General features: G+C 41.4%; 15 protein-coding genes. 2 read left to right on the top strand and 13 right to left on the bottom strand.

What is annotated here, in order from left to right; all coding sequences use genetic code 11:
* Positions 1-26: 26 nt before the first annotated feature.
* Positions 27-1,631: a phosphoethanolamine transferase gene (locus ABLV17_RS06390; protein ID WP_308958513.1), complete on the bottom strand. Its 1,605-nt coding sequence runs from the start codon at positions 1,629-1,631 to the stop codon at positions 27-29.
* A gap of 341 nt (positions 1,632-1,972) precedes the next feature.
* Between ABLV17_RS06390 and ABLV17_RS06385 the strand changes: the two genes are divergently transcribed.
* Complete coding sequence (locus ABLV17_RS06385; RefSeq protein ID WP_271031462.1) at positions 1,973-3,106, top strand: acyltransferase; 1,134 nt, start codon at positions 1,973-1,975, stop codon at positions 3,104-3,106.
* A gap of 50 nt (positions 3,107-3,156) precedes the next feature.
* Here the strand turns inward: ABLV17_RS06385 and ABLV17_RS06380 are convergent, their stop codons facing one another.
* The 8 genes from ABLV17_RS06380 to ABLV17_RS06345 form a co-directional block, all read right to left on the bottom strand.
* A complete protein-coding gene (locus tag ABLV17_RS06380; RefSeq protein WP_271031461.1) occupies positions 3,157-4,641 on the bottom strand; it encodes a glycosyltransferase in 1,485 nt (494 codons plus the stop codon).
* Positions 4,642-4,645: 4 nt separating this feature from the next.
* Positions 4,646-5,815 (bottom strand): glycosyltransferase family 2 protein, encoded by a 1,170-nt coding sequence (locus ABLV17_RS06375; protein ID WP_087860469.1) that lies wholly within the window; start codon positions 5,813-5,815, stop codon positions 4,646-4,648.
* A gap of 166 nt (positions 5,816-5,981) precedes the next feature.
* Positions 5,982-7,736, bottom strand: a complete 1,755-nt coding sequence (locus tag ABLV17_RS06370) for a glycosyltransferase (RefSeq protein WP_348854143.1) — start codon at positions 7,734-7,736, stop codon at positions 5,982-5,984.
* Between the two features lie 23 nt (positions 7,737-7,759).
* On the bottom strand, positions 7,760-8,896 hold the full coding sequence (locus ABLV17_RS06365; protein WP_271031459.1) for a glycosyltransferase family 4 protein: 1,137 nt from the start codon (positions 8,894-8,896) through the stop codon (positions 7,760-7,762).
* A gap of 6 nt (positions 8,897-8,902) precedes the next feature.
* A complete protein-coding gene (locus tag ABLV17_RS06360; protein WP_113373502.1) occupies positions 8,903-9,793 on the bottom strand; it encodes a glycosyltransferase in 891 nt (296 codons plus the stop codon).
* A complete protein-coding gene (glf, locus tag ABLV17_RS06355) occupies positions 9,790-10,941 on the bottom strand; it encodes a UDP-galactopyranose mutase (protein WP_113373501.1) in 1,152 nt (383 codons plus the stop codon). The genes ABLV17_RS06360 and glf overlap by 4 nt, the downstream gene beginning before the upstream one ends.
* Before the next feature lie 11 nt (positions 10,942-10,952).
* Entirely contained in the window at positions 10,953-11,693 is a 741-nt protein-coding gene (locus ABLV17_RS06350; RefSeq protein ID WP_045391802.1) for an ABC transporter ATP-binding protein, read from the bottom strand.
* Entirely contained in the window at positions 11,693-12,460 is a 768-nt protein-coding gene (locus tag ABLV17_RS06345; protein WP_087860464.1) for an ABC transporter permease, read from the bottom strand. The genes ABLV17_RS06350 and ABLV17_RS06345 overlap by 1 nt, the downstream gene beginning before the upstream one ends.
* Before the next feature lie 965 nt (positions 12,461-13,425).
* Between ABLV17_RS06345 and ABLV17_RS06340 the strand changes: the two genes are divergently transcribed.
* Entirely contained in the window at positions 13,426-14,430 is a 1,005-nt protein-coding gene (locus ABLV17_RS06340; protein ID WP_271031458.1) for an NAD-dependent epimerase, read from the top strand.
* A 231-nt stretch (positions 14,431-14,661) separates the two neighbouring features.
* Here ABLV17_RS06340 and ABLV17_RS06335 read toward each other — a convergent pair whose 3' ends face one another.
* From ABLV17_RS06335 to ABLV17_RS06320, 4 genes are all read right to left on the bottom strand, one after another.
* A complete protein-coding gene (locus ABLV17_RS06335) occupies positions 14,662-16,035 on the bottom strand; it encodes a TolC family outer membrane protein (protein WP_087860462.1) in 1,374 nt (457 codons plus the stop codon).
* Between the two features lie 2 nt (positions 16,036-16,037).
* Positions 16,038-17,369, bottom strand: a complete 1,332-nt coding sequence (locus ABLV17_RS06330) for an HlyD family type I secretion periplasmic adaptor subunit (RefSeq protein WP_087860461.1) — start codon at positions 17,367-17,369, stop codon at positions 16,038-16,040.
* 52 nt (positions 17,370-17,421) lie between these two features.
* Positions 17,422-19,197, bottom strand: coding sequence for a type I secretion system permease/ATPase (locus tag ABLV17_RS06325; RefSeq protein ID WP_271031457.1), 1,776 nt, complete (start codon positions 19,195-19,197; stop codon positions 17,422-17,424).
* A 255-nt stretch (positions 19,198-19,452) separates the two neighbouring features.
* Positions 19,453-22,047, bottom strand: coding sequence for a DUF4214 domain-containing protein (locus ABLV17_RS06320; RefSeq protein ID WP_213794942.1), 2,595 nt, complete (start codon positions 22,045-22,047; stop codon positions 19,453-19,455).
* Between the last annotated feature and the right edge of the window lie 445 nt (positions 22,048-22,492).

Below are 22,492 nucleotides of genomic sequence, written 5' to 3'. Positions count from 1 at the left end.
ACCAGAGTCAATGTTTTAACCGTCTATTAAGGATGTTGCGGTAAGGGCACATCCCTTAATTCAGAGAAACGAATAGCGTCTTCTTTTTCATTCAGCACAAAATCAGAATTTTTTACCGCGTCTTTCATATGCTCATCAGAAACAGCATAGCCCATCATTTCTAACACTAGAAATTTGGTTAAATCAGATGAGAAGTAGTGGTTGTTGCTGCGCAATTTTTCAGCCTTCGCACACCAGGAGGTATCATTCATCAACAATGGAATTTTATACATCTCATTATCGCTGGATGGGAAACCATGCCCCTGACCAACAACTTCCCCATGGTCTGATACATAAACTAACTTGTAATCTTTAAGATAGGTATCAGCAAGGGTAAAAATACTCTTTAAGGTATCATCGACGCTATAAATAGACGCATCATAGTCATCAACCATTGGGTTGTCCTCTTCCCCTCTACGGTCAGAATAAGGCAAATGGTTACCCATCAAATGAATGACGTAAAAATTTCTCTCTTGCGATTGCTTAAAATAATGCTTGATTGCCGGTAATAACTTTTCATCCTGCCCCTCGTTAACTGGGAAACGGGTATTATTATCTTCCGGAGTTTGCAGTACTTCAGCATATTTTGCCAGATAACCGAAAGGCTTGTTCCACATGTTGTTTTGCATCTGAGAGTCGAACCAGTACGTGTGGTAGCCCTGCAATTGTGCCATCTCGATAAGATTCTTAAATTTAAACAAGTTGCCGCGCTGCAAGGGCGTTTCAAAAGAAACCAGCATCGGTACTGCAAGTCGTGTTTGCGCAGCCGGTGAGTGAACGTTATTAACGACACATATTTGTCCATCTCTATCCATCTGCGATAAGTTTGGCGTAGTATCTTTTCCATAGCCATAAATGCCATAGCGTCCAGGGTTCGATGATTCGCCGATGACATAAATAATGTTCTTGCTACCTTCAGTCTCTGTTTTAATATAAGCAGGATATTCTTTATGTTCTATTTTTTTGTATTTAACATCATCAACTATATTTTCAGCGATAATCGACACTGAGGAAACAAGAGGTCCAAAAAAAATCTTGTACTGATCGATGTATGGCTGAGAAATAAAAGTTGGTGAATATTCGAGATTGTTAATAAAGAATTTTGTACCCCAAAAACTAACACCATCGATCACGGGCTTTGAAAGAATAAGAATAAGACTAATAGTCAAAACAACACGCTCTTTAACAGAGTAGCGTGCCTTCGGTATTTTAATCGATAACAGTGAGAGCGCAAAAAGTATGAAAAGGAAACCCACAAGGAATTTGAGACCAAACGTTTGCACTGTACCTAATGAAACGGATAGGCCTACCCCGAAGGTTGACATAACCATACTGGTAGATAGTCCACCATATTTTTGATAGATAAAATAAGTCAGGAATGTGATCAATGAAACAAAAACAACCAGACTATTTCTAATTATTTTATTACGAATACAAAAAATCAAACGTAAGAAAATAAAGACAGAGAAAAAAGTGGTAAAAAATATGTTTGTAGGTTCAAACCAACACAACACAAGGGACAGAAAAAACAGTATAAAATATAAAAAACGTCTGGTTTTTAAATACTCTAAACATCTAAAAAAAGCGCTCATGCAAACTCCGAAATAAAGCAACTTATTATTGTGCATTGTAATGTTGCTATTTTAACACACTGAATCTCACTGACAAATATCACTCCATTGATCCTGGATAATGAAAGCGTTTAAAAATAATTTATTCGGCATGATGGGAGCTGCACTCCGGGCTTAATTTCACATACTTAAGCAAATTTAATGTTAAATCCACAATCGTGAAACTGATCACAACAACAAAAAAATAACTATCAGTTAACATTAGTGTGGTAATATAAACAAATACCGTCAGGTTCTCCTACTTGACGCGTTGATTATGGAATCACAACAAAAATAAAGCCAAACAGGCTACGGGGTCTCACTTGCAACATTATAAACATCTCGACGGACTCCGCGGAGTCGCGTCGCTTGTCGTCGTGCTTTACCATATGGATGTATTTATGGGGGTGCTGGTATCGCCAAATGGATTATATTCACAAAACTCAGTATGGTGGCAGATATATCGAAGAATATTGGATGGGAACTTCTCAGTTTGTCTATTTTTCGTGATGAGTGGCTATGTGTTGCTCATTGGCTTTTATAAGCGGCAAAACGACATTTCTTATCTTAAAGAAAGTTTTATAAAAAGATACTTTAGACTTACCCCACTGGTACTCGCTTCAGTCATTCTGGCTGTTGTTTTACAAAATACGATTGGCTTCCATAATGTCGACATGGCGGCCATCGTAGGTGGACACGAGTGGTTAAAATCTAACTATCAATCAGAACTCACACTAACTGGCGCTATATACAATGGTCTGTATTCTGCTTACATAGGTGATACATCCTATAATGGCCCCCTCTGGACGATTAAAATAGAGTTAATGGGATCACTCTTTTTGTATCTCTATGCCGCATTATTTTTTGTCAAAAAAAAAGGTGCCCACATCATTATATCAGCAATACTTATCTATCTGATTGAACCGACACTTGGCTGCTATTTGATACTATTCATCATTGGCGGTACTATTTTGGTATATAACATAAAGCTTGAACCTAAGCTTTTTCTTCCAGCCAGTATATTAACAATTGTACTTGCAACAGAAAATCCGTGGACAATTGAAATTAACTTCTTAAATGAACTCACTGGTTTTAGTAAAGAAGGTTTAGCCACATTCTGTCATTCAATCGCAGCAGTAGTTTTATTATTAATAGCAAATACATCATCAATACTTTCAAATTATCTGTCCAGACCTGTATTTACTTTTCTGGGTAAGATATCATTTTCCTTATATGTGTTTCATATCCCTATTATCATGAGTATTGGAACGGCATTATTTGTTTATTTACATGATGCAGGTATTACTAACCAATTTGCCAGTATAATAAGCACATTAGTCAGTTTATTATGTTGCGTGCTTATCTCATGGCTGGGCTATACATTTGTTGATAAACCTTCAACCAAAATCGCATCCTTAGTTGGCGACAAGTTGAATATGAGAGCCAGCGAATTGTAAAAAAAAAACCGCGAAAGAAATCTTTCGCGGTTTTTAGTAAAACAGAAAAGTTAAAATGTTTTAGCTTTTAGTAGCTTTAAATAAAACATAAACCTTTCTCTTCCTTTATTTTTGGCTATTACCAGCATATCAAATTTTGACAGAATCTTTTTGGATACGAAAATTTGTGCCAGGACCTGTTTAAAATACTCATCCTTGAATTTGGCTTCAATCACACTCCACGCCCAGAAATGGACATCGAGTTCTAACTCAAATAATTTACGTTCTTCATCATAGTTGAACGTATCTGAGTTACGACTGTAGATCCAATCAAAAATAGGGAAATGAACATAAAGTCGGTCATCCCGCACAGAAATATCCTGACCTAAGCGCCCTTGACGATAATAGTAATAATCAAAAGGTATATTAGCAATAATCTTAGCGTTTAAAAAAGTCTCGAACTGGAAAGGTAAATCATCAAACCGGCGAATATGCTCAGGGAAAGAAATGCCTTTGTTTTTCAGCATGTCCGCAGAGTAAATACGACGCCACATCGTTGGGCGTTCGCGTAACAAATCCAGGCGAGTGAGATTGATGTCCAGTGGGAACTTGACTATTTCACCAGTCTCGTAAGCTTCTTTATAGCCACACTGGGAAATATCAGCATTTTTCATCACCGCGGCACGGAACAAATCTTCATACATCTGAAGATCGCACCAATCATCACCGTCAACAAAACCAATATATTGACCTTTGGCCTGGCTAACGCCGGCATTTCGCGCTGTCGCGCAACCACCGTTTACTTTATGGATGACTTTCACTCTACCTGGGTATTTCGCCGCCCAGGCGTCAGCTTTCTCACCGGAATCATCCGGCGTACCATCATCGACGACTAAAATCTCAATATTCTCAATTGACTGATTTGCCAGTGACTCTATGCACTGGTCGATATAGGCGCTGATATTATATGCAGGTACGACGACTGAAACTTCATACTCATACTTCTGGCGGCTACCCGTAAGAGGTTGGTGTTGATCCTGGATACGCCAGTAAAAAGTATCCGCCGCACGCGCGCATTGGCGATAAACAATCAATGGATCAATATCATATTGGTTGAATTCACCACAAATATGGTCAAGTTTCCACTGCGCAGTGACATATTCCAAAGCTGCCCGACTAAAGGCCGGAAGAGAAATACGTACACTAACGTGCCGCTCTCCAATCAATTCATTAATTTCGGGGTTCGAGAAATTATCAAACAGGTAGACACGATCTTTCAGTTCAGGGTTTTTGTTTAATAGTTCCTGAATACGCTTAAATTTGCTTGCATTAGATTCAACAACAATAATCGCGCGCGGCTTGCTGTTATAAAATGCGACCAGAATTTCAAGACCAGTATAAGTCCCCACAAAAGCCAGAACATCACTTTCGCAAGAAAAGAAATCTACGCCAAAAAAACTGCGCTCGATAATATGCTTATGTTGTGCTAGCTCATCATGGCTAATTGCTGAAGGTAGTTTATTTAGATATGCATTCAATTGTGTTCTATTGATCATTTTGTTAACCCACTACCCGTTTTCCGAACTTGTTTTTTGCAAAACGCAAAGCTTTTTTGAAGATCAATTTATTGACATCAATGTTTGCAGTTGAAATAGCCTTCAACAATTTAAATTTTGTTGACAGCGTTTGCTTACCAGTACTGTACTCAGTGAGGAAATCCGTAGCACCATTGAAAAACGCCAACATGAGAATGAACTCTCTGTTACGTTCCGCAAAGCCTAAGGATGTTTTTAAACGCGAACGCACAACCGGATTCGATGCCGAAAATAGATCCACACCTTGCTGGAAGTAACGCCGTCTGTCGCTCAGAGTTGTATATCGTCCACACCAGAAAATCATTTTGAATATTAGCGACATCACACAATATTGCTGATAAGCATTGAGGCCCGTAACTTCAGGCTTTTGCAATAACTCTTTCGCTGTCTTAATGATATCAAATCGCTTTTCGCTTTTTTGATCTGTAATCTTCCCTTCGCGATTAACTCGGTAAAAATAGCCGACAGTATCTATCATACCAATTTTTGTTGCGTTAACCAGACTTACAATATGCGGGGTAACATCTTCAAAATGAATACCCACTGGGAAGATAGTTATATACTTGTCAAAAAACTCTTTCTTAAGGATACGGTTGTTCGTATTTGGTTCAAGGCTGAGAATTTGCGGATATGCTGCAATATTAACAGTCTTCTTAAGTTCACCGCCTAAAATATAATCCCACGTCGCCGCATCATAGAATGGGTAGGAGTCTTTAGTTTGGTTGTCATACACGTATGAACGATATAATACAATATCAAGATCGTCAGACTCAGCAAACTTCAGCGAATCCAGAACAGCTTTTTCATTTAACCAATCATCGCTATCGCAGAAAGAAATATATTGGCCATTCGCATAGCGTAAGGCCGTGTTTCTGGCCTCTGATAGTCCTTTATTTTCCTGGGATATGAAAACTGCATTACCTTTATAGGTATCAAGCCACTGCTGAACAACTTCGACACTATTGTCAGTACTACCATCATTTACAATGATAATTTCTATTTGATCATTACCATTTTTATCAAATGAAGATAAAGTCTTCTCCACAAAACCAGAGGTATTATAGACTGGTACAATAATAGACAATTTTGGTATAACCTTCGATTGTCGAGTATCACAAACTATCATGTCGCTCATTACTGTCTCTTGTATGAATATATTTAACTTCAGGCTGGATTTTATAACCTAACCAAATCAAAATTTATATCTTTCGTATAAATACAACTCTGATTCTTACCCGTAAGAAGAAATAATTAACTGTAACAACATTATCATTAAGAATAAAGACCAAAGCAGTCAATATTTAAATAAAGTATTTCTTCCAAAAAGTCTCAGATGTAAAGTATGAAATCTTATTTCCATACTCTTCTGCAACAGCATTATAAGTAAAGTACCCTTTGCTAATGACCCATAGTGTTTTAATTATCAATCTAGCGCAGCGTAATTTATTTTGTTTCAGTACGATAAAACTACCGTCAGTAGTTTCATAGTAAACTTCAGCATTCAAAAAAACCTGTTTTGTCGGATGAATTTCTGTGTTCGGTATTCGTACACTATTTCCAGACGTGATAAACTTAGGAACCAAATGACCATTGAGAAGAAACAGCCTGAGTATCTTAGCCCATTTAGGCTCAGGTCCATTACGGTCCGTTTTTTTCACGGCCTTGCCATCCGCTACTTCTCCAGGGCGTTCATCTTTCGACAACTCACTAATCCGTCTACGAGCTTTTTCAGCATCAGGATCGTCAATCCAAAAATCACCACCTTTCATCACATCTAAATAAGCTTCGATGATAGCCTCGGCCGAAGAATATCGGTAGGAAAAGCATAGTAAAAGCACTTTTGCTAATATCCAAAAAGCTATCTGTCTTCCTTTCTTTGGCGACGGGTATACAAACGCCGGGACCAGCAACCCTCTGACGCTTAAATATTCAACTAATGCACTATATTTTTGATTAAAATTCATCTGCCACGATGCAATGCCATTGAGAGTCACGATCGGGTAGGCATGCATTACTCCGAATAAAATGTCATCGCCACGGACAAAGAACGGAAAAGCATAGTGTTTTGCCGCTGATACTTTAAAAGCGCAGAACCACCATGCGGCATAATTGGCCTGTCCGTCCTCTTGATTAAACACATCAAGCCCGCCTGGTGTTGAAACATCAACACCGTTTTTTAAGGGCCGCATTCGTATCTGCTTGTAAGGATAAATAGCGCCGGCCTCGTATACTGTCTGAGGATTATCCTCATATAGCATACTGCCTGCAATCATCTGTTCATCGTTTTTTGAAAAACACATGAACCAATATGCTCTTTTGATACTTTCAATTTCACAGGATGCGTCATCATCCATAAAGATACAATAAGTTTCTTTATTGTTCTTTTTCACCTCAAATAAACCGCGGGTGAAACCACCGGCCCCCCCCATGTTTTTATTTTTTATATAGGTAACATTAGGTCCTGGCTCTAAATTTAAATTGCACCCATTATCTATAACATATACATTAAATTTTGACTGACCGACACTATCGGCAAATAAGTTCTCCTCAAATCTCGACAATGTCGATAATAATGCTGCCTGTCGATTATAAGTAGTGATGACAATCGCTAACTTACCAAAATCCTCTACTGCCCCATATGTAGTAAAAGAAAAACTCCTGATTTCACTATCATCAATTGACGACCAGTAAAAATAAAGCCTACCGTCAAGACATTCACTTAATTCTAGATTATCTATTGTGACTGCCCCTTCAACTTCGCGCTGAAAGACTTTCTTTAATACATCATGGTTTTTGAAGAAAATAGTGGCAATACCTCTACCAACAACATCAATTTTAAAACCAAGCTGATTAACCGTTGTGTATTTAGACCATTTTTGGAGATCAAATGAATTATAAAAAGTATCAAAACAAACTTCTTGATTCTTAAATACCCTAACGTACCCTGCATCATTAACGCATGTAGATACATTATCAGATAAAAAATACAGAGCGCTAATTTCACGGTGGTGTATATCAGGGAATACTGATGACTGTAACGAAATACTATTATTCATAGACCTAACCGTATCATTATTTTTCAGCGCTGGAACAGTTCTTCATATACTTGTAATGTTTTATCAATAACAATTTCTGATGTATAATGATTGACAATATTTTCCCTGGCATTGATACCCATTTTCTGTCTGTCATCATCTTCATTTATCAATGCTTTAATTCTCGCGGCCAGTTCTTTGACATTTTTGCGTTCAACTATATAACCATTATAGCCGTCTTTAATTAGTGAGTTACACCCACCATTATCATAGACAACACAAGCTCTACCCACGGCACCAGCCTCAAGCAGAATTCGTGGTACACCTTCGGGATATACAGAAGGAAGAGCAACAATATTTGCCCCAGCAATCAATTCTCTAATATCATCTCGAGTACCTAACCAGACAATATCTCCCGCTGCGTGCCATTTTTCTATTTGCCCCAAGGTAATTCCATCGTCGTCATTCTCAACGATAATACCTGCTACGTGGATGGTACAATCTATCCCTTCTAACTTTAGGATTCTTTTCGCCTTAATGAGGTCAAGTAATCCTTTACTGTGTAGCATGCGGCTGGCAAAAAGTATTGTTCCATGTGTCAATTTCGGCTCTTGCTGGTAAGAAAAATAACTGGTATTAACACCAGCGCCGTCAATGACCTTTGCCTTCTCTTCTTTGATTCCTAGCAGAGAAAGTATTTTCCTTTTATCTTCTCGGTGTTCAAATATGATTTTACAATCGACATTTGAGAACAAGTATCGATACAATTTAAGCACCAACCAACGTAATATTTTAAAAATGAGTTGCTCACTTTCAAATACCCGCCCTAAACCTACAAAACTATAAACAAGTTTAGTTTTATGATATTTTGCCCACAGGCAACTTATAATACCGGGTTTAATCGTAATACAATGAAGGATATCAGGATTAATCGTTTTCAATATCTTCGAGGCATTTAAAAAGCCTTTGATAAAAGCAAATGGATTGATGCTTTTCTCATTAATTTGACTATTGATACAGTGAAATCCTAATGCAGAAAGTCTATCTGAAATTGCATCATCTAAAAAATTAGCAACAACATAGACATCATATCCATTATCTAAAGCAGCAATTCCTCTTTCTAGCCAATGAAGCTCAAAATACCAGGCAGAGTTTACAAAATAGCATAACTTCTTCTTCATAGCGGATTATGCACCTCTACCTTTTGGCTTCCAGAAACCATCCTTGATTCCATTATAGACATTAATCATACATTCTTTCCGCTTGTCATGTTTCAATGCTGTAAATATATATTTCAATAATCTTAATGAAACATCAAACAAGGTGAAAGGCGAATCATCCTGGAATATTTTACGGGACAAGATAAGGTTTCTGCTTAAATAATATAATTTCCATGGCGCAATTAATTTATTCGTAGTATCAATATCATGGACAATACATAATTCAGGAAGGTATATAATAGGTGTATGCAGTAGAACCAGATGATGACCAAAGTAAACATCGTCATAATAGATAAAAAGCTCATCATATATAAACGATATAGATTTCTTTAGTGTTTCCTGACTAATCAACATCCCTACAAATGAAACACTCACCACGGTCTCTTGTTTATGGCCGTCAGGAATAAAACGTGCAGGATTAGTTCTGTAAGCTATATTACCCAAAATGCCATTAGGAATTTTCTTCCAGGGTATATTCATTTTACAGTAATTGCCTGAAGTATCCACCACCGTGCAGACATAAACATTTTCAATTGATAGGTCAAGGGTCTGAAACGCAACGCCAAAATTATGATTCGGATATGCATCGTCATCGTAAAACAGAACCCAATCAGTGTTCAAATTTTGCGTTATCCATTGCGCTCCGTATTTAAAACCGCCAGCCCCACCATCATTCACCTCTCGATGTAAAACTTTAACTCGCTCATCGCAAACAGAATCAAGATAGGCTTGAGTATCATCGGTTGATGCATTGTTAACCACAACTATATACTGAAAAGGCAACGCCAGCGTTGCCTCAATTGTTGTTTTTAACTTTTCTAACCGATTATAAGTGACGATTAGAGCAGCTACATTCATCTGACTTTAACCGTAAATACAGGCATCACTGAATTCTGTTCTAATGACTTAAGATAAGTTCTTCCCGTTTCCAGAGCTTCAGCAATAGTTACGTCCATATCAAGATAGCGGTATGTCCCCAGACGACCAACAAAGGTAATATTTGCTTCTTTTTCAGCGCGATCGAGGTAATTTTGCAGCATGGCCATCTCACCTACCTGTCGAATTGGGTAGTATGGAATATCCTCAGGCTCACATGCTCGACTAAATTCGCGGTAGCAGATTGATTTCTCGTGACTCTCCCATGGAGCAAAGTATTTATGCTCAGTAATACGAGTGTAAGGCACTTTTTGCTCACCATAATTCATTACCGCACATCCCTGATAATCACCTTCGGTTCGGAAAGCATCGAAATCCAGGGTACGATAGCCCAGGCGCCCCATATCGTATTTATAAAAACCATCCAGCGCGCCACTATAAAATACATGATCATATTCGCCACGAGTGGTCTCATCATACTGGGTGTTTAAAGCCACAGTAATATTTTTGTGATCTAATATCTTATCAACGATTACCGTATAGCCGTCTTTTGGCATTCCCTGATATTTATGATTAAAGTAGTTATCATCATAATTGAATCGTACAGGCAGACGCTTAAGAATTGAAGCCGGGAGCTCCGACGGAGACATTCCCCACTGTTTGATGGTGTAACCTTTAAAAAAGGCTTCATATAGTTCTTTGCCGACAAAACGCAGTGCCTGCTCTTCAAATGTTGCAGGTTCTTCTATCGTTTTATCACTCTTCTCATCAATTAATTTACGCGCTTCGGTTGGGGAGCACGTAGTATGGAAGAACTGGTTAATTGTGTGTAAGTTGATTGGTAAGGAAAAGACTTGCCCATTGACCGTCGTCTTCACCCGGTTCACATAAGGCATCATTTCCGTGTATTGGTTGATGTACTCCCAAACTTCAGCATTGTCAGTATGGAAAATATGAGGGCCATAAGTATGAACCATAACATTGGTTTCACTATCCCGTTCACTATAGCAGTTACCAGCAACATGCGGCCGGCTGTCAATAATCGTCACCTGATGACCAGCTTCAGCCAATAAGCGACCAATAACCGCGCCTGAAAATCCTGCGCCGACAATAAGTACATTCTTCTGCATTAGTTTTTCCATCAAGCCATTGAGGCTACATATTCATCAACAATTGAGCTTGCCTCACCGATCGCTTTCAACCGATGATTTTCAACCCACACAACTTTATCGCAAATCTGCATGACATCTTTCATGCTGTGGCTAACAAACAGGATTGTTACCCCACGTTTTCTGAACTCATTGATTGTTTCAATGCATTTGCGTTGAAATGCGATATCACCAACCGCAAGGACTTCGTCGATAATCAATACATCTGGATCAACCTGACTAATTACTGAAAAGCCCAGTTTCGCCAGCATGCCACTGGAGTATACGCGAATAGGCTCATCAATAAACTCGCCTAGCTCTGAGAACTCGATAATTTTATCAAGCCGCTTGTTTACTTCTGCTCTGCGTAACCCCAGTAAGGTGGCATTAAGTTTGATATTTTCGCGCCCGGTCAGTTCCGGATGAAAACCGCCTCCCAACTCCAGCATCGAAGCCACGCGTCCGACGACTTTAACCTCGCCCTTACTTGGCTTTAGCACACCAGCAACGAGACCAAGGGTAGTACTTTTGCCTGCGCCATTGCGACCAATCAATGCAACTGATTCACCCTTATTAACGGTGAATGACACGTTTTCGATCGCCAGATATTTGCGACCTTTTAGCAAATTAAAGGCCCGACGCGGATGAAAAAACAGATCTTTAATGCCAGAGCCAATATGATGATATAGAGGATACTCTTTTGTTACATTGCAAAATTCAATAACAGCTGTCATCACAAAATCTCTGCAAATCGATATTTTAATTTATTAAAGACCCACACCCCTAGCAGCAATACAACCATGCCTGATGAGTATAGATAAGTGATATGCACATAATCCAAGTTGCCATTCATAAGCAGATCTCGCCAGGCCATAATCATGCTAGCCAGTGGATTATAATCAATGATCCAGGTAAATTGTTGCGGGATCATATCGGAATTATAGAGTATCGGGGTACAGTAGAACATCAACATAATACCTAAAGCGACAAATCGCTCCAGGTCACGGAAAAACAAATTTAGCGTTGAGAAAATTAGAGCAAATCCAAATGTAAAAATAATTTGACCGATCGCCAGTAGCGGAATGCCCCAGAACCAACTAAGCGATGGCGACATACCATAAATATAAAGAAATACTGCAATTACAGGAATTGTACACAAGAAATGTAATCCTTCCATCATTACATTGCTCAAAGGGATAACCGAGCGTGGAAATACTGTTTTCTTAATAATCTGCGCGTTGGAGATAAATGAATACAATGAATTGGTTGCTGAACTTGCAAACCATTGCCATGGGAACAATCCAGTGATTAGAAAAACGGTATAATTTGGAATTTGTACTCTCATTACCATTTTAAAAATAAAATAGTAAATCATCGCAAATAATAAAGGGTTTGCAATAGACCATAAATATCCAAAGATGCTACTTTTATAGCGAACTTTTAAATCTTTATTAGTTATCACAACAAGTAGATCAAATAAATATCCTAATTTAAACTTCATTATTTGCACTCATTTTTTTGAAATCGACCACGCAACCATACTCACCATTATTACCTCGGAGGAAACAGTGCATAGCTATAATATCAACATAATTATTATATAGTTACCAAAAGCGGCCGTTGCCTTTTAACCCCCTGTATGGATAAACCCTTCTCAGCAACCATACGCAGTTCCACATAATAGCGTACTATACACCATCATTTAGAGTATGTTACGGGGGGAACTATACGGCCACAAATGATTAGCTTTCTCATTTTGACCTGCTTCAGCCATCTATCTCACCAATCAGAGACACGCTACCGCCATTGGCTATCGCAACCAAAGCGCGCAGAACAAGTCTAGAATTTTATAAATCTTCATAAACTTCAATGCATTACAATCTAAATGCTACCGCAAGAGCCTATGAACTCGCTCTATCTCAAGCATCATTCTTGAGCTCAATCTGAGAGCGGTCACTCTCTCTGCTTTAGAGGCAACTTGCCATCAGGTTAGTCTCATTTCAGACAACGGACCTGGCAACGGAGATGCTTAACTTTAAGTGAGTTGCCCCATTCGGCAGCATCATTAATGTTAGTGGTATACTTGTCTATTATGGTAATAAAATCAGAAAGTTGCAATGTGAGCTTCTCAAGCGAATACCATATGAATGAAACAGCAGCATAGTATACTCCCGGCCTATAAGATTAAAAGCGAAAAAGCAGGATTGACTGGCAAAGAAGATACATACACCAGGTAAGTACAATGCCATTTAAACGTTTGTTACAACTTAGAAAACTTGCTCACCAATGAGAATAATTTTCACTCTCATAATTGGACATGGCGTGCGCTTTACCGGGCGGTTTAGCTTTAAATGTTATTCTCCCCGTCCTTTCCAAGCCAACCAGTAAACAAGATGATCGTTACCTCCCCCCTGTGTAAAATAGGCGCCTATAAGTAGTGGGACATCATGATCCTGGAGGATATAAATGAAATTTTTAGTCACTGGCGCTGCTGGCTTCATCGGCTTCCATGTATGTAAACGCCTGCTGGAAGCTGGTCATGAGGTTGTCGGGATCGACAACATGAATGACTACTACGATGTGAGCCTCAAACAAGCCCGCCTGGATCTTCTGAAAACGCCTTTGTTCAGTTTTCACAAAATTGATCTCGCCGATCGGGTTAACATGGAGCAGCTTTTTTCTAGTGAGAAATTTAATCGCGTAATCCACCTTGCCGCGCAAGCCGGCGTACGCTACTCACTGGAAAACCCGCACGCTTATGCTGACGCCAACCTGATGGGGTTCCTGAATATCCTTGAGGGGTGTCGCCATAATAAAATCGAGCATCTGGTCTACGCGTCATCCAGTTCCGTTTATGGTTTAAATCGTAAGATGCCGTTCTCAACCGATGATTCGGTAGATCACCCAGTATCGCTTTACGCGGCAACCAAAAAAGCTAATGAATTGATGGCGCATACTTATGCGCATCTCTATGGGATTCCAACAACCGGTCTGCGGTTTTTTACCGTCTATGGCCCATGGGGACGTCCGGATATGGCATTATTCAAGTTCACAAAAGCCATGCTCGAAGGTCAAAGCATCAACGTATACAACTACGGAAAAATGAAAAGAGACTTCACCTATATTGACGATATAGTTGAAGCTGTTGTTCGTGTTCAGGATGTCATTCCGCAGCCAAATCCGGACTGGACGGTAGAAACCGGGTCTCCGGCGACCAGTTCTGCCCCCTATCGGGTCTATAACATCGGCAATAGCTCGCCGGTTGAACTAATGGACTACATCACCGCGCTTGAAGAAGCTATGGGTATGGAAGCTAAGAAAAACATGATGCCGATGCAACCAGGCGATGTTCTGGAGACAAGCGCTGAAACTCAACCGCTGTATGATCTGGTTGGTTTCAGGCCACAAACTACGGTCAAGCAAGGCGTGAAAAACTTCGTGGAGTGGTATAAAGACTACTACGCAATTTGATAATTTCTTATCTTCTGTTTTTACCGCAATCCACAGATTGCGGTATATTAACAGCCCATAGTGTAATCAGAGTAGTAGTTTCCTCAACGTTATATACTTCTAATTCGACAGGGATATCTTTCGATGTAGAATACAGAGATAGTCTCGTAAATGCCACGGTAGCATACGGGTTTCAGAGATGCAAAAACAAACTATTTTACACTCTTTCTGTTCCGAACTTCACAGTTTCACTCAAGAACGATGGAAGTACCCCGCAACTTGCATAATATCTTTTTCGCTCAGCGTACCTGAATCTCCAAGCAACGTAATCCAGGCCTTAATATAAGTGTATTTAGCTTCTGCTAAATCTCGCTGTGCAGCATAGAGTTGCTGCTCCGCATTAAGCACATCAACGTTCACCCTCTGCCCGGCGAGCACACTTTGCCGTGTAGCCTCTACCTGCGTCGTCGCAGATTTTACAGCCAATTCATAGGCCCTGAGCTTAGCCTGGCTACTAATACACTGATTAAACTGTTTACGAAGGTCGTTCATAATCGAACCGACCTGGGCGTCCAGTTCATACTTAGCCTGCCCATAACGCGCCGCAGCCTGCCTCGTCGAGGCTGCAACTCCCCCGCCAGAATAAATTGGCATTGATACCTGAACCCCAACACTGTCGGTTCGATATTTCTGATTTACCGTATTGTCGCTGCTTGAATCATTTTCCGAGTGTGATGCATATAGCTGAACTTGTGGCATAAAACCAGCCCGGTTACGTTCAACATCATAACGCGCGGCATCCACGCCATGTCGTGATGAAGCTAGTTGTGGATTTCGTTCCATGGCTAGCTTTTGCCAATCATCGAATGCTGTAAAACGTAGCGGTGAGACCTGGAATTTACCCTGCCGTAACGTCTGCAATGCATCTAACTGATCGAGAGGAATTCCGATGATGACTTCAAGCTCCCGCTGAGCTGAGTCTAAGACATCTCGAGCCTCGATGACCTGAGCTTCAGCAAGACTATACCGTGCCTGAGTCTCAGCAACGTCCGTCACAGTGCCCTCACCAGCGGACATCAGGCGATCATTCAACGCAAGTTGTTCTTTATAGGCTGCCTTTTGCGCCTCAGCGAGTGCAATTTGATCTTTGGCGTATGCAACACTGACGTAAGCCGAAATGACCCGGACTGCAAGATCGAGGTATTTACTGCGATATTTTTCGTCAGCCATCAAACTTTGTGCGACTCCGGTTTTATATTTCGCATAAGCCTCATAATCAAATAGAGGTTGCGTTAGGGTCACGGAACCCGCATAACTGCGGTACTGCTGTCGTTTAGTCACATCGCTAACATTGCCAAAAATATCACTCGTCTGATATTTTTGAGTCTGCCAATTACGTGGCGCATTCTGATAATTGAGAGAGACTTTTGGTAATAGCCCTGCTCGTCCAATATTTTTTGCTTCATCCCCGGCTTCCTTTTCTTTAATCGCCGCCTGAAATGTCGGGTCTTTTTCCAGCGCTAGCGAATAGGCGTCCAGAATGCCCAATGCATACACCGGTGAGGATACCACCCACACTATCGAACTAAGGGTGAGATTAATCATCTTCCTTTTCATGAAAATCACGATTATTCCTCGGTCAATGAAGTACGCGCACGATCCAAAATTGGTTTAAACAGATAACTTAACAGCGAACGGGACCCCGTCCTTACGAACACCTCAACTGGCATCCCTGGTTTGATTTCCTCACCCTGGAGCATTTTGATTCCTTCCGGAGTGACCGTTACCTGCATCTGATAATAAGCTTCCCCATTTGCTTTATCGATTAAACGGTCGGCAGAAACAAGTGTCACCGTACCAGGTATTTTAGGCGTTCTGTTTTGGTTAAAAGCAGTAAACATAAGCTCAACGGGGAGCCCGGTATATACTTTATCGATTAGTTGTACTTTCAATTGAGCATCAACAACCAGCGCAGCTTCACTGGGTACCACATCCATAAGGTGATCCCCAGCCCCCACCACGCCGCCTTGGGTAAATATATTCAGTCCAACAACGGTACCATCAACTGGCGAAATAATTTCGGTATTCCCTAGCTCAAAATTAGCCATATCCAGTTTGTTTTTATAATCATTTACATCCATTTGCGTTTGCGCTAACTGCGTTCTCACTTCACGCTGATAGTCCGCATACCGCTGGTCGATACGCTGCTGCGACTCCAACAGTTGCTTTTGTAGCTGTCCGATCCTGCCTATCGTCTCATCGATGCTGCTACTGATCTCTGCAAACTGACGTTGAGCCTCCAGATAACGGTTCCTCGGCAAATACCCTTCCGCAGAAAGCTGTTTCATACTTGTCATCTGCTCACGGATGCTGTTTAGTTGAATCTGTTTGTTCGCCCGGGAATCCTGTAATCCCTTGAGCTGGAAACGGATACCGTCAATTGACTGCCTAAAACCATCGACTTCACTACGTAATGCCTGTCGGCGAGAAATAAAAAGCTGTTGCTGCAAGGCAATTATTTCCGCTGCACGAGGCTTATCTTTGATAGCATTGAAAACGTCAGAGAATTTAATTGCATCCAGATTATCTCTTTCAGCTAACAAACGCCCCTCTGTTGCCAGTGTTGTGTAATATTGGATCTTCAGGGAGTCCACCTGCGCCTGTGCCTGCACCTGGCTCATTTGAACCAGTACCTGCCCGGCCTTGACCTTATCCCCTTCTTTAACCGCGATATTGCTGATAATACCACTGGTTGGAGATTGAATAGTTTTACGGTTTCCTGAAACAGTTACCGACCCTTGAGAGGCAACGCCTTTATCCAGAGGAGCGAAAGCTGCCCATAGCAGGAAACCGCATAAACCAATCGCGATCACCAACCAACCAAAACGCGTATATTTCCGCTCATCAGTAGAATCTGATGGCACATCGCCACTAAAAGACTGATTCATTTGAGAAGACATATTCCCCCCTTTAACAACAGATAGTTGCAGCTTTTATCTGGCAAGCCGTTATTTAGTTTATTTGTGTTTTAGGGGTAACCCCGTTGCCGTCATGCGATTCACTATTAACTGCATGCATTGCCTGTTGCTGTGCTGCCTGAGTCCTCTGAGCATTATTCAAAGCCTGAAGTACCTGCTGGGTGGTACCAAATGCGTTAACCTTACCATTGACTAACAATAACAACTTACTGGTCATTGAAAGCAAGTTAGTTCGATGCGTAATCAGTACCACCGTTTTTTGCCGCTCCCGAAGAAAGGCAATAGCCTTATTTAGGGCTAATTCGCCAGCGTCATCCAGATTAGAATTCGGTTCATCAAGAACAATCAACGAGGGATCGCCATATAAGGCCCTTGCAAGACCAATTCGTTGCTTTTGACCTCCGGAAAGTCCGCTTCCTCCGTTGCCAATAACTGAGTCATAGCCATGTGGAAAACGCAAAATCAGTTCGTGTACCCCTGCCAGTTTCGCGGCAGCAATCACTTTCTCAGCATCGACATCATTAAATCTCGCAATATTCTCTGCTATGGTTCCGGCGAACAATTCAATGTCTTGTGGTAAATAGCCAATATGGGGGCCCAGTTCATCTTTATTCCACTGATAAATATCAGCGCCATCCAACCGAACAATTCCTTCAGTTACCGGCCAAATCCCAACTAATAATCGTGCCAGGGTCGATTTTCCAGATGCGCTGGGCCCAATAATGCCAAGCACATCCCCCGCCTGTAAATTAAATGACACTGCGTGTAGTACCGGCTCACCCTGCGCGCCAGGCGGTTTCGCAGATACATTTTCTACGCTCAGTACCCCTTCAGGCTTCGGTAGAGACATACCGGTGCCACGGGGTGGATTACTATCCAGTAACTTCACCAGCCGGCCATAAGATAGTTTTGCCGAGCTCCAGCTTTTCCAGACGTTAATCACTTGTTCTATCGGAGCAAGCGTTCTCCCCATCAAAATAGAACCGGCGATCATCATTCCCGGGGTAATATGACCATCAATAGCCAACCAGCCCCCCAGCCCGAGCACCAAAGATTGCAAGGATAGACGAACAAATTTCGTAATAGAATTGATACGAGAAGCTCGTTCGCTCGCGACTCGCTGACTGTTCAGAAACCGTTGATGTAAACTAAACCATCGTCCCTTGATATTTGGCAACATTCCTAACGCTTCTATAACTTCCGCATTGCGCAAGTTGGTGCTGGCAAGACTTCCTGATTGCAGCGCAAGCTTACTCGCTTCAGCCAATGGTTCTTTTGATACTATTTCATTCACCACGGCCAGCGCTATCAATATTAATGAGCCAATTAATGCAAACAACCCTAACCAGGGATTAAACAGAAAAATGACCAACAAATAGATCGGGAACCAGGGTGCATCAAAAAAAGCAAAAAGCGCGCTGCCGGTCAAAAACTGACGCATGTTAGTAAGATCGTTAAGCATTTGCCCGGCATCAGCAGATTTATTTTTGAGATTATCTTCGTATGCTGCGGTATAAATACGTGTATTTAAACGCATATCTAGCTGCGCGCCAATCCGTATGACCACCATGCTACGGACATACTCCAGCAATGCCATCATACCAAACATGGCCAGCATGATAAGGGTTAGCATCAGCAGAGTGATTTCATTACCAGAGGGTAGCACCCGGTCATAAACCTGGAGCATATAAATCGAAGGTACTAACATTAAGATATTAATGAATGCGGTAAAAACACCGACTGTCCAGAATATTTTACTGCGAGTGCGTATTACGTCCGCAATTTCATTGCGCGGTAAATAGTGCTCCACTGCTTTTTCCCTTATTTTTGTGTACCTTCAGCCACACCTCTACCGACAGTAGAGCAATCAGATCCCAACAACTCAGGCTGGAGATATTTATAATATATAGATAGGAAAGCACTAAAATATCAAGCTACCAAAAAAATATTTTTTCATAATCCATGCGAAAATTAATGTTAATAAAAATACGACAGAGATCACAATAAAAAGGGGGAAGAGCATCCTCCCCCTTTTTTTTATAAAACAGCCATCACATCACGCTACTCAAGCGTAGTGCAAAGTATCAACCAACTGCTGATGGGTTTGCCCGTTGAGATACACTACTGTATCGTTCGCATCCAGAGTATGGTTGTTGTTGTTATCAACAATCAGGTAGTTACTAGCCTCGTGGGAGTTATCAGTCCAGACAACCGACGCTACCCCCACCTTAGCAGTGAGATCACCATTACCACCGATACCAAGGATTTGCCCTAACAGACCGACAACGCCGCCAACCACACCACCAACCAATGTACCTAACAACGCGTCAACAACATCAGTCGTACGTACACCATAATCAGCTACCTGGGTATGCGTGGCATCATTGTTAATAGTCAGACCTGAAGCAGTGTCAAAAATGCTATCTTTACCGCTATTAAAATCTGAAATGGTCACACCAGAGTTGACGGTGCTTGCTTTCAATTGGTAAAGGTTCGCACCGTCACCACCTGAAACAATGGTGTTACCGAGAACCTTAAAGGTATCCGCAACGCTAGTTCCTTGAACCGATAAGTTATGCCCACCACCTAACCCTAACAGATTAATAATTGTTGTTGTCACACCTGCAGCAGGAAGAATAGTCAGAAGTTGATAAAGGATTCCTTTACCAGTTCCCCCCACATTAGCATCCAAATTCAATCCTGCGGAATTTGCCGAAGCATTGATAGTCTCCAGGTTGCCGTAACCTGTGCCTACCGTCAGATTAAGCAAATGATCGCCGGTGACATTGATAGTTTGTAGTTGGCTACCGGTTCCCGCTAAGCTGATGGCGTTAGCGAAACTACCGGTACCACCCGAGCCGACATTCAGGGTTGTCAACGCAGTGGCGCCACTGCTGTTTAGGGCCAGCGAGCCTGCGTTGATATCGCTATTACTGGTTGCGGTGAAGTTAACATTGAAATGATCGGTGATACCTGGACGGAACGTAATATCGACACTACTTGCCGCAGTCGCGTTACCTGTGACTTCAAGTTGCGCGGAATTGCCACCTGCCGCATTAATCACATGGACATTACTTGCCAGGCCCGATAACACAAATCCCTGCGAGCCGACTGTTGAAGTTCCGGCCTGGGTGATATTTGTCCCAAGAGTACCAGTCAAACTCGATTCGGTGGTTGCATTACCCGTTAATACGCCAAAGTCAAATGTATGGGCCTGAGCGGTAGAACTTGCACTAACAGTTGCCTGCCCTACATAGCCAGCAAGATCCAGCTTTTCGAAATTACTGAACTGCGAAGAGTTGGAAGTGATAACTGCAGTTCGGGTAACAATATTCCCACCCATAACGACATTTTTCGTAATAAAGTTAGCCGAAATGGTATCAATCCCAGCTCCACCATCAGCGGTGACAGACGTGCTCACTGTATTTGCCCCGCCAGTAGAGTTACCGGCCCACTTCAGCGTATCGTTACCCGTTCCGAGGTTAAACTTAGCCGTGGCGGTGGTCATATTAACAAGGTTACTCACAATAACATCATCAGCGCCGGAACTGGCATTGAGGATCACGCTACCGTTGTTAACAACGATGTCTACTCCAGGGTTCACCCCATTATCGGACAGGTTAACAGTGGCTGCGCTTGAACCATTAATTTCTAGATTTGCCAAATGATCGGCGAATTTGAGGTTAACGGTGCTCGCCACGTTAGCATTGAGTTGCGCGTTAGTCAGAACCGCAGTTTCAGCATTAGTGAGCTGATGGCTAGCATTGGTATTGACTGTACCAGTGGCGTTGCCGCCTGTAGCGCTGGCGCTGAGGACAGCGCTAGTTTTATAAAGTAACCCGGTACCAATCTGATATTCAAAGGCATGCTGATTGGTTACAGCTGTTACATCTGTAGCTGTGGAACCACGTAAATCGTTGATGATTGCCTTCGTAATAATAATTTTATCGGTACCCAATGCGTTGTATTTTGCAAGTGCGGTACTATCAGGATCTACACCATAGATTCCATTATATACATGCTTAATGTAATCATCACCAACCAGGTTTGCACCTTTACGTTGAAACTCTGCTGAGCTAATTAGTAATTTTAAGAGCGAATCGTATGTTTTTCCAGGCTGTGTAAGAAATGAAGTCCATGCTCTTAACCCGCTCATATCTGCGGAACGGTCAGCAAGAGCAATATATGCAGCTTCTACTAACTCTTTGTTATTTAGAGATACGCTCCAGGTATTCCAGGTTGAAGTTCCATAATCTTTAAACATAACAGCATTTAGAGCATTATCTAAATTGTTCTGTGCCAGTAATGTCGCCGAATCGAACCCATTGTAATTTAGAACATTATTAATAACAGCATTCAATGCAGAACTTAAACTACCACTAGATAAATAGGTTTGAGCTACTGCATCGCTGGCAGGGCTCCCCCATAATGATGCGTAGACGGCCTTGACAATGTCAGTGTCAGTCTTACCAGCGTAGCGAGCAACCCCATCAGTAGAAGCTAATAAATTAGAAATATACTGTGTAGGGGTCAATGACCCATCGCGAAACTGCCCCGCTACTGCATCAAAAAAAGCATCACCGCTATATGTATTCTTACCGAGCACCGCATACTGTATCGCTGCTACTTCTTTTTGCGTGAGTAGAACTTGAGTAACCATTTGAGTATCCTCAAAATTTAAACATAAGCAATCTAGGCCCAGAGCTGTAGTACAGAAATAGCAGATAGACTGCCACCCAAGTACACATAATAAGAAAAGTCTAAAAAACGAGTATCGTCAATACTTCAAATTAAAAAACCAAAATCCCGCCAAATTTAGTAGTTAAACAGTAACTTTTTTTATCGACAGCATAAAATTTCCCATTAGGCCATTAAGAAAATTTTTTCAAGCAACAATAAACCACATTAGAAATAAGGTTAAAGTGAAAAATATAGAGAGAGGTTATAATTGCAAAATGGAAAATGAAAAAAAATAATTTTCCTTAGTGCCGTCGGAATTAAATTATGAGTGAACTTAAAGGCCAGGAGGTAGGAAATCAGGAGGTCAGAAGGTCAGAGGGTCAGAGGGTCAGAGGGTCAGAGGGTCAGAGGGTCAGAGGGTCAGA

The organism is Klebsiella sp. CN_Kp091, assembly GCF_040065095.1.
GTDB lineage: Bacteria > Pseudomonadota > Gammaproteobacteria > Enterobacterales > Enterobacteriaceae > Klebsiella > Klebsiella aerogenes.
The sequence above is the reverse complement of the archived record's forward strand: the minus strand, read 5'-3'. Positions and strand labels throughout refer to the sequence as shown.

Excerpts from the sequence above, each read along its gene's own strand:
- ABLV17_RS06390 (WP_308958513.1), bottom strand. The coding sequence starts at position 1,631 with ATGAGCGCTTTTTTTAGATGTTTAGAGTATTTAAAAACCAGACGTTTT.
- glf (WP_113373501.1), bottom strand. The coding sequence starts at position 10,941 with ATGCAGAAGAATGTACTTATTGTCGGCGCAGGATTTTCAGGCGCGGTT.
- ABLV17_RS06340 (WP_271031458.1), top strand. The coding sequence starts at position 13,426 with ATGAAATTTTTAGTCACTGGCGCTGCTGGCTTCATCGGCTTCCATGTA.
- ABLV17_RS06380 (WP_271031461.1), bottom strand. The coding sequence starts at position 4,641 with ATGATCAATAGAACACAATTGAATGCATATCTAAATAAACTACCTTCA.
- ABLV17_RS06320 (WP_213794942.1), bottom strand. The coding sequence starts at position 22,047 with ATGGTTACTCAAGTTCTACTCACGCAAAAAGAAGTAGCAGCGATACAG.
- ABLV17_RS06375 (WP_087860469.1), bottom strand. The coding sequence starts at position 5,815 with ATGAGCGACATGATAGTTTGTGATACTCGACAATCGAAGGTTATACCA.
- ABLV17_RS06330 (WP_087860461.1), bottom strand. The coding sequence starts at position 17,369 with ATGTCTTCTCAAATGAATCAGTCTTTTAGTGGCGATGTGCCATCAGAT.
- ABLV17_RS06370 (WP_348854143.1), bottom strand. The coding sequence starts at position 7,736 with ATGAATAATAGTATTTCGTTACAGTCATCAGTATTCCCTGATATACAC.
- ABLV17_RS06350 (WP_045391802.1), bottom strand. The coding sequence starts at position 11,693 with ATGACAGCTGTTATTGAATTTTGCAATGTAACAAAAGAGTATCCTCTA.
- ABLV17_RS06365 (WP_271031459.1), bottom strand. The coding sequence starts at position 8,896 with ATGAAGAAGAAGTTATGCTATTTTGTAAACTCTGCCTGGTATTTTGAG.
- ABLV17_RS06360 (WP_113373502.1), bottom strand. The coding sequence starts at position 9,793 with ATGAATGTAGCTGCTCTAATCGTCACTTATAATCGGTTAGAAAAGTTA.
- ABLV17_RS06345 (WP_087860464.1), bottom strand. The coding sequence starts at position 12,460 with ATGAAGTTTAAATTAGGATATTTATTTGATCTACTTGTTGTGATAACT.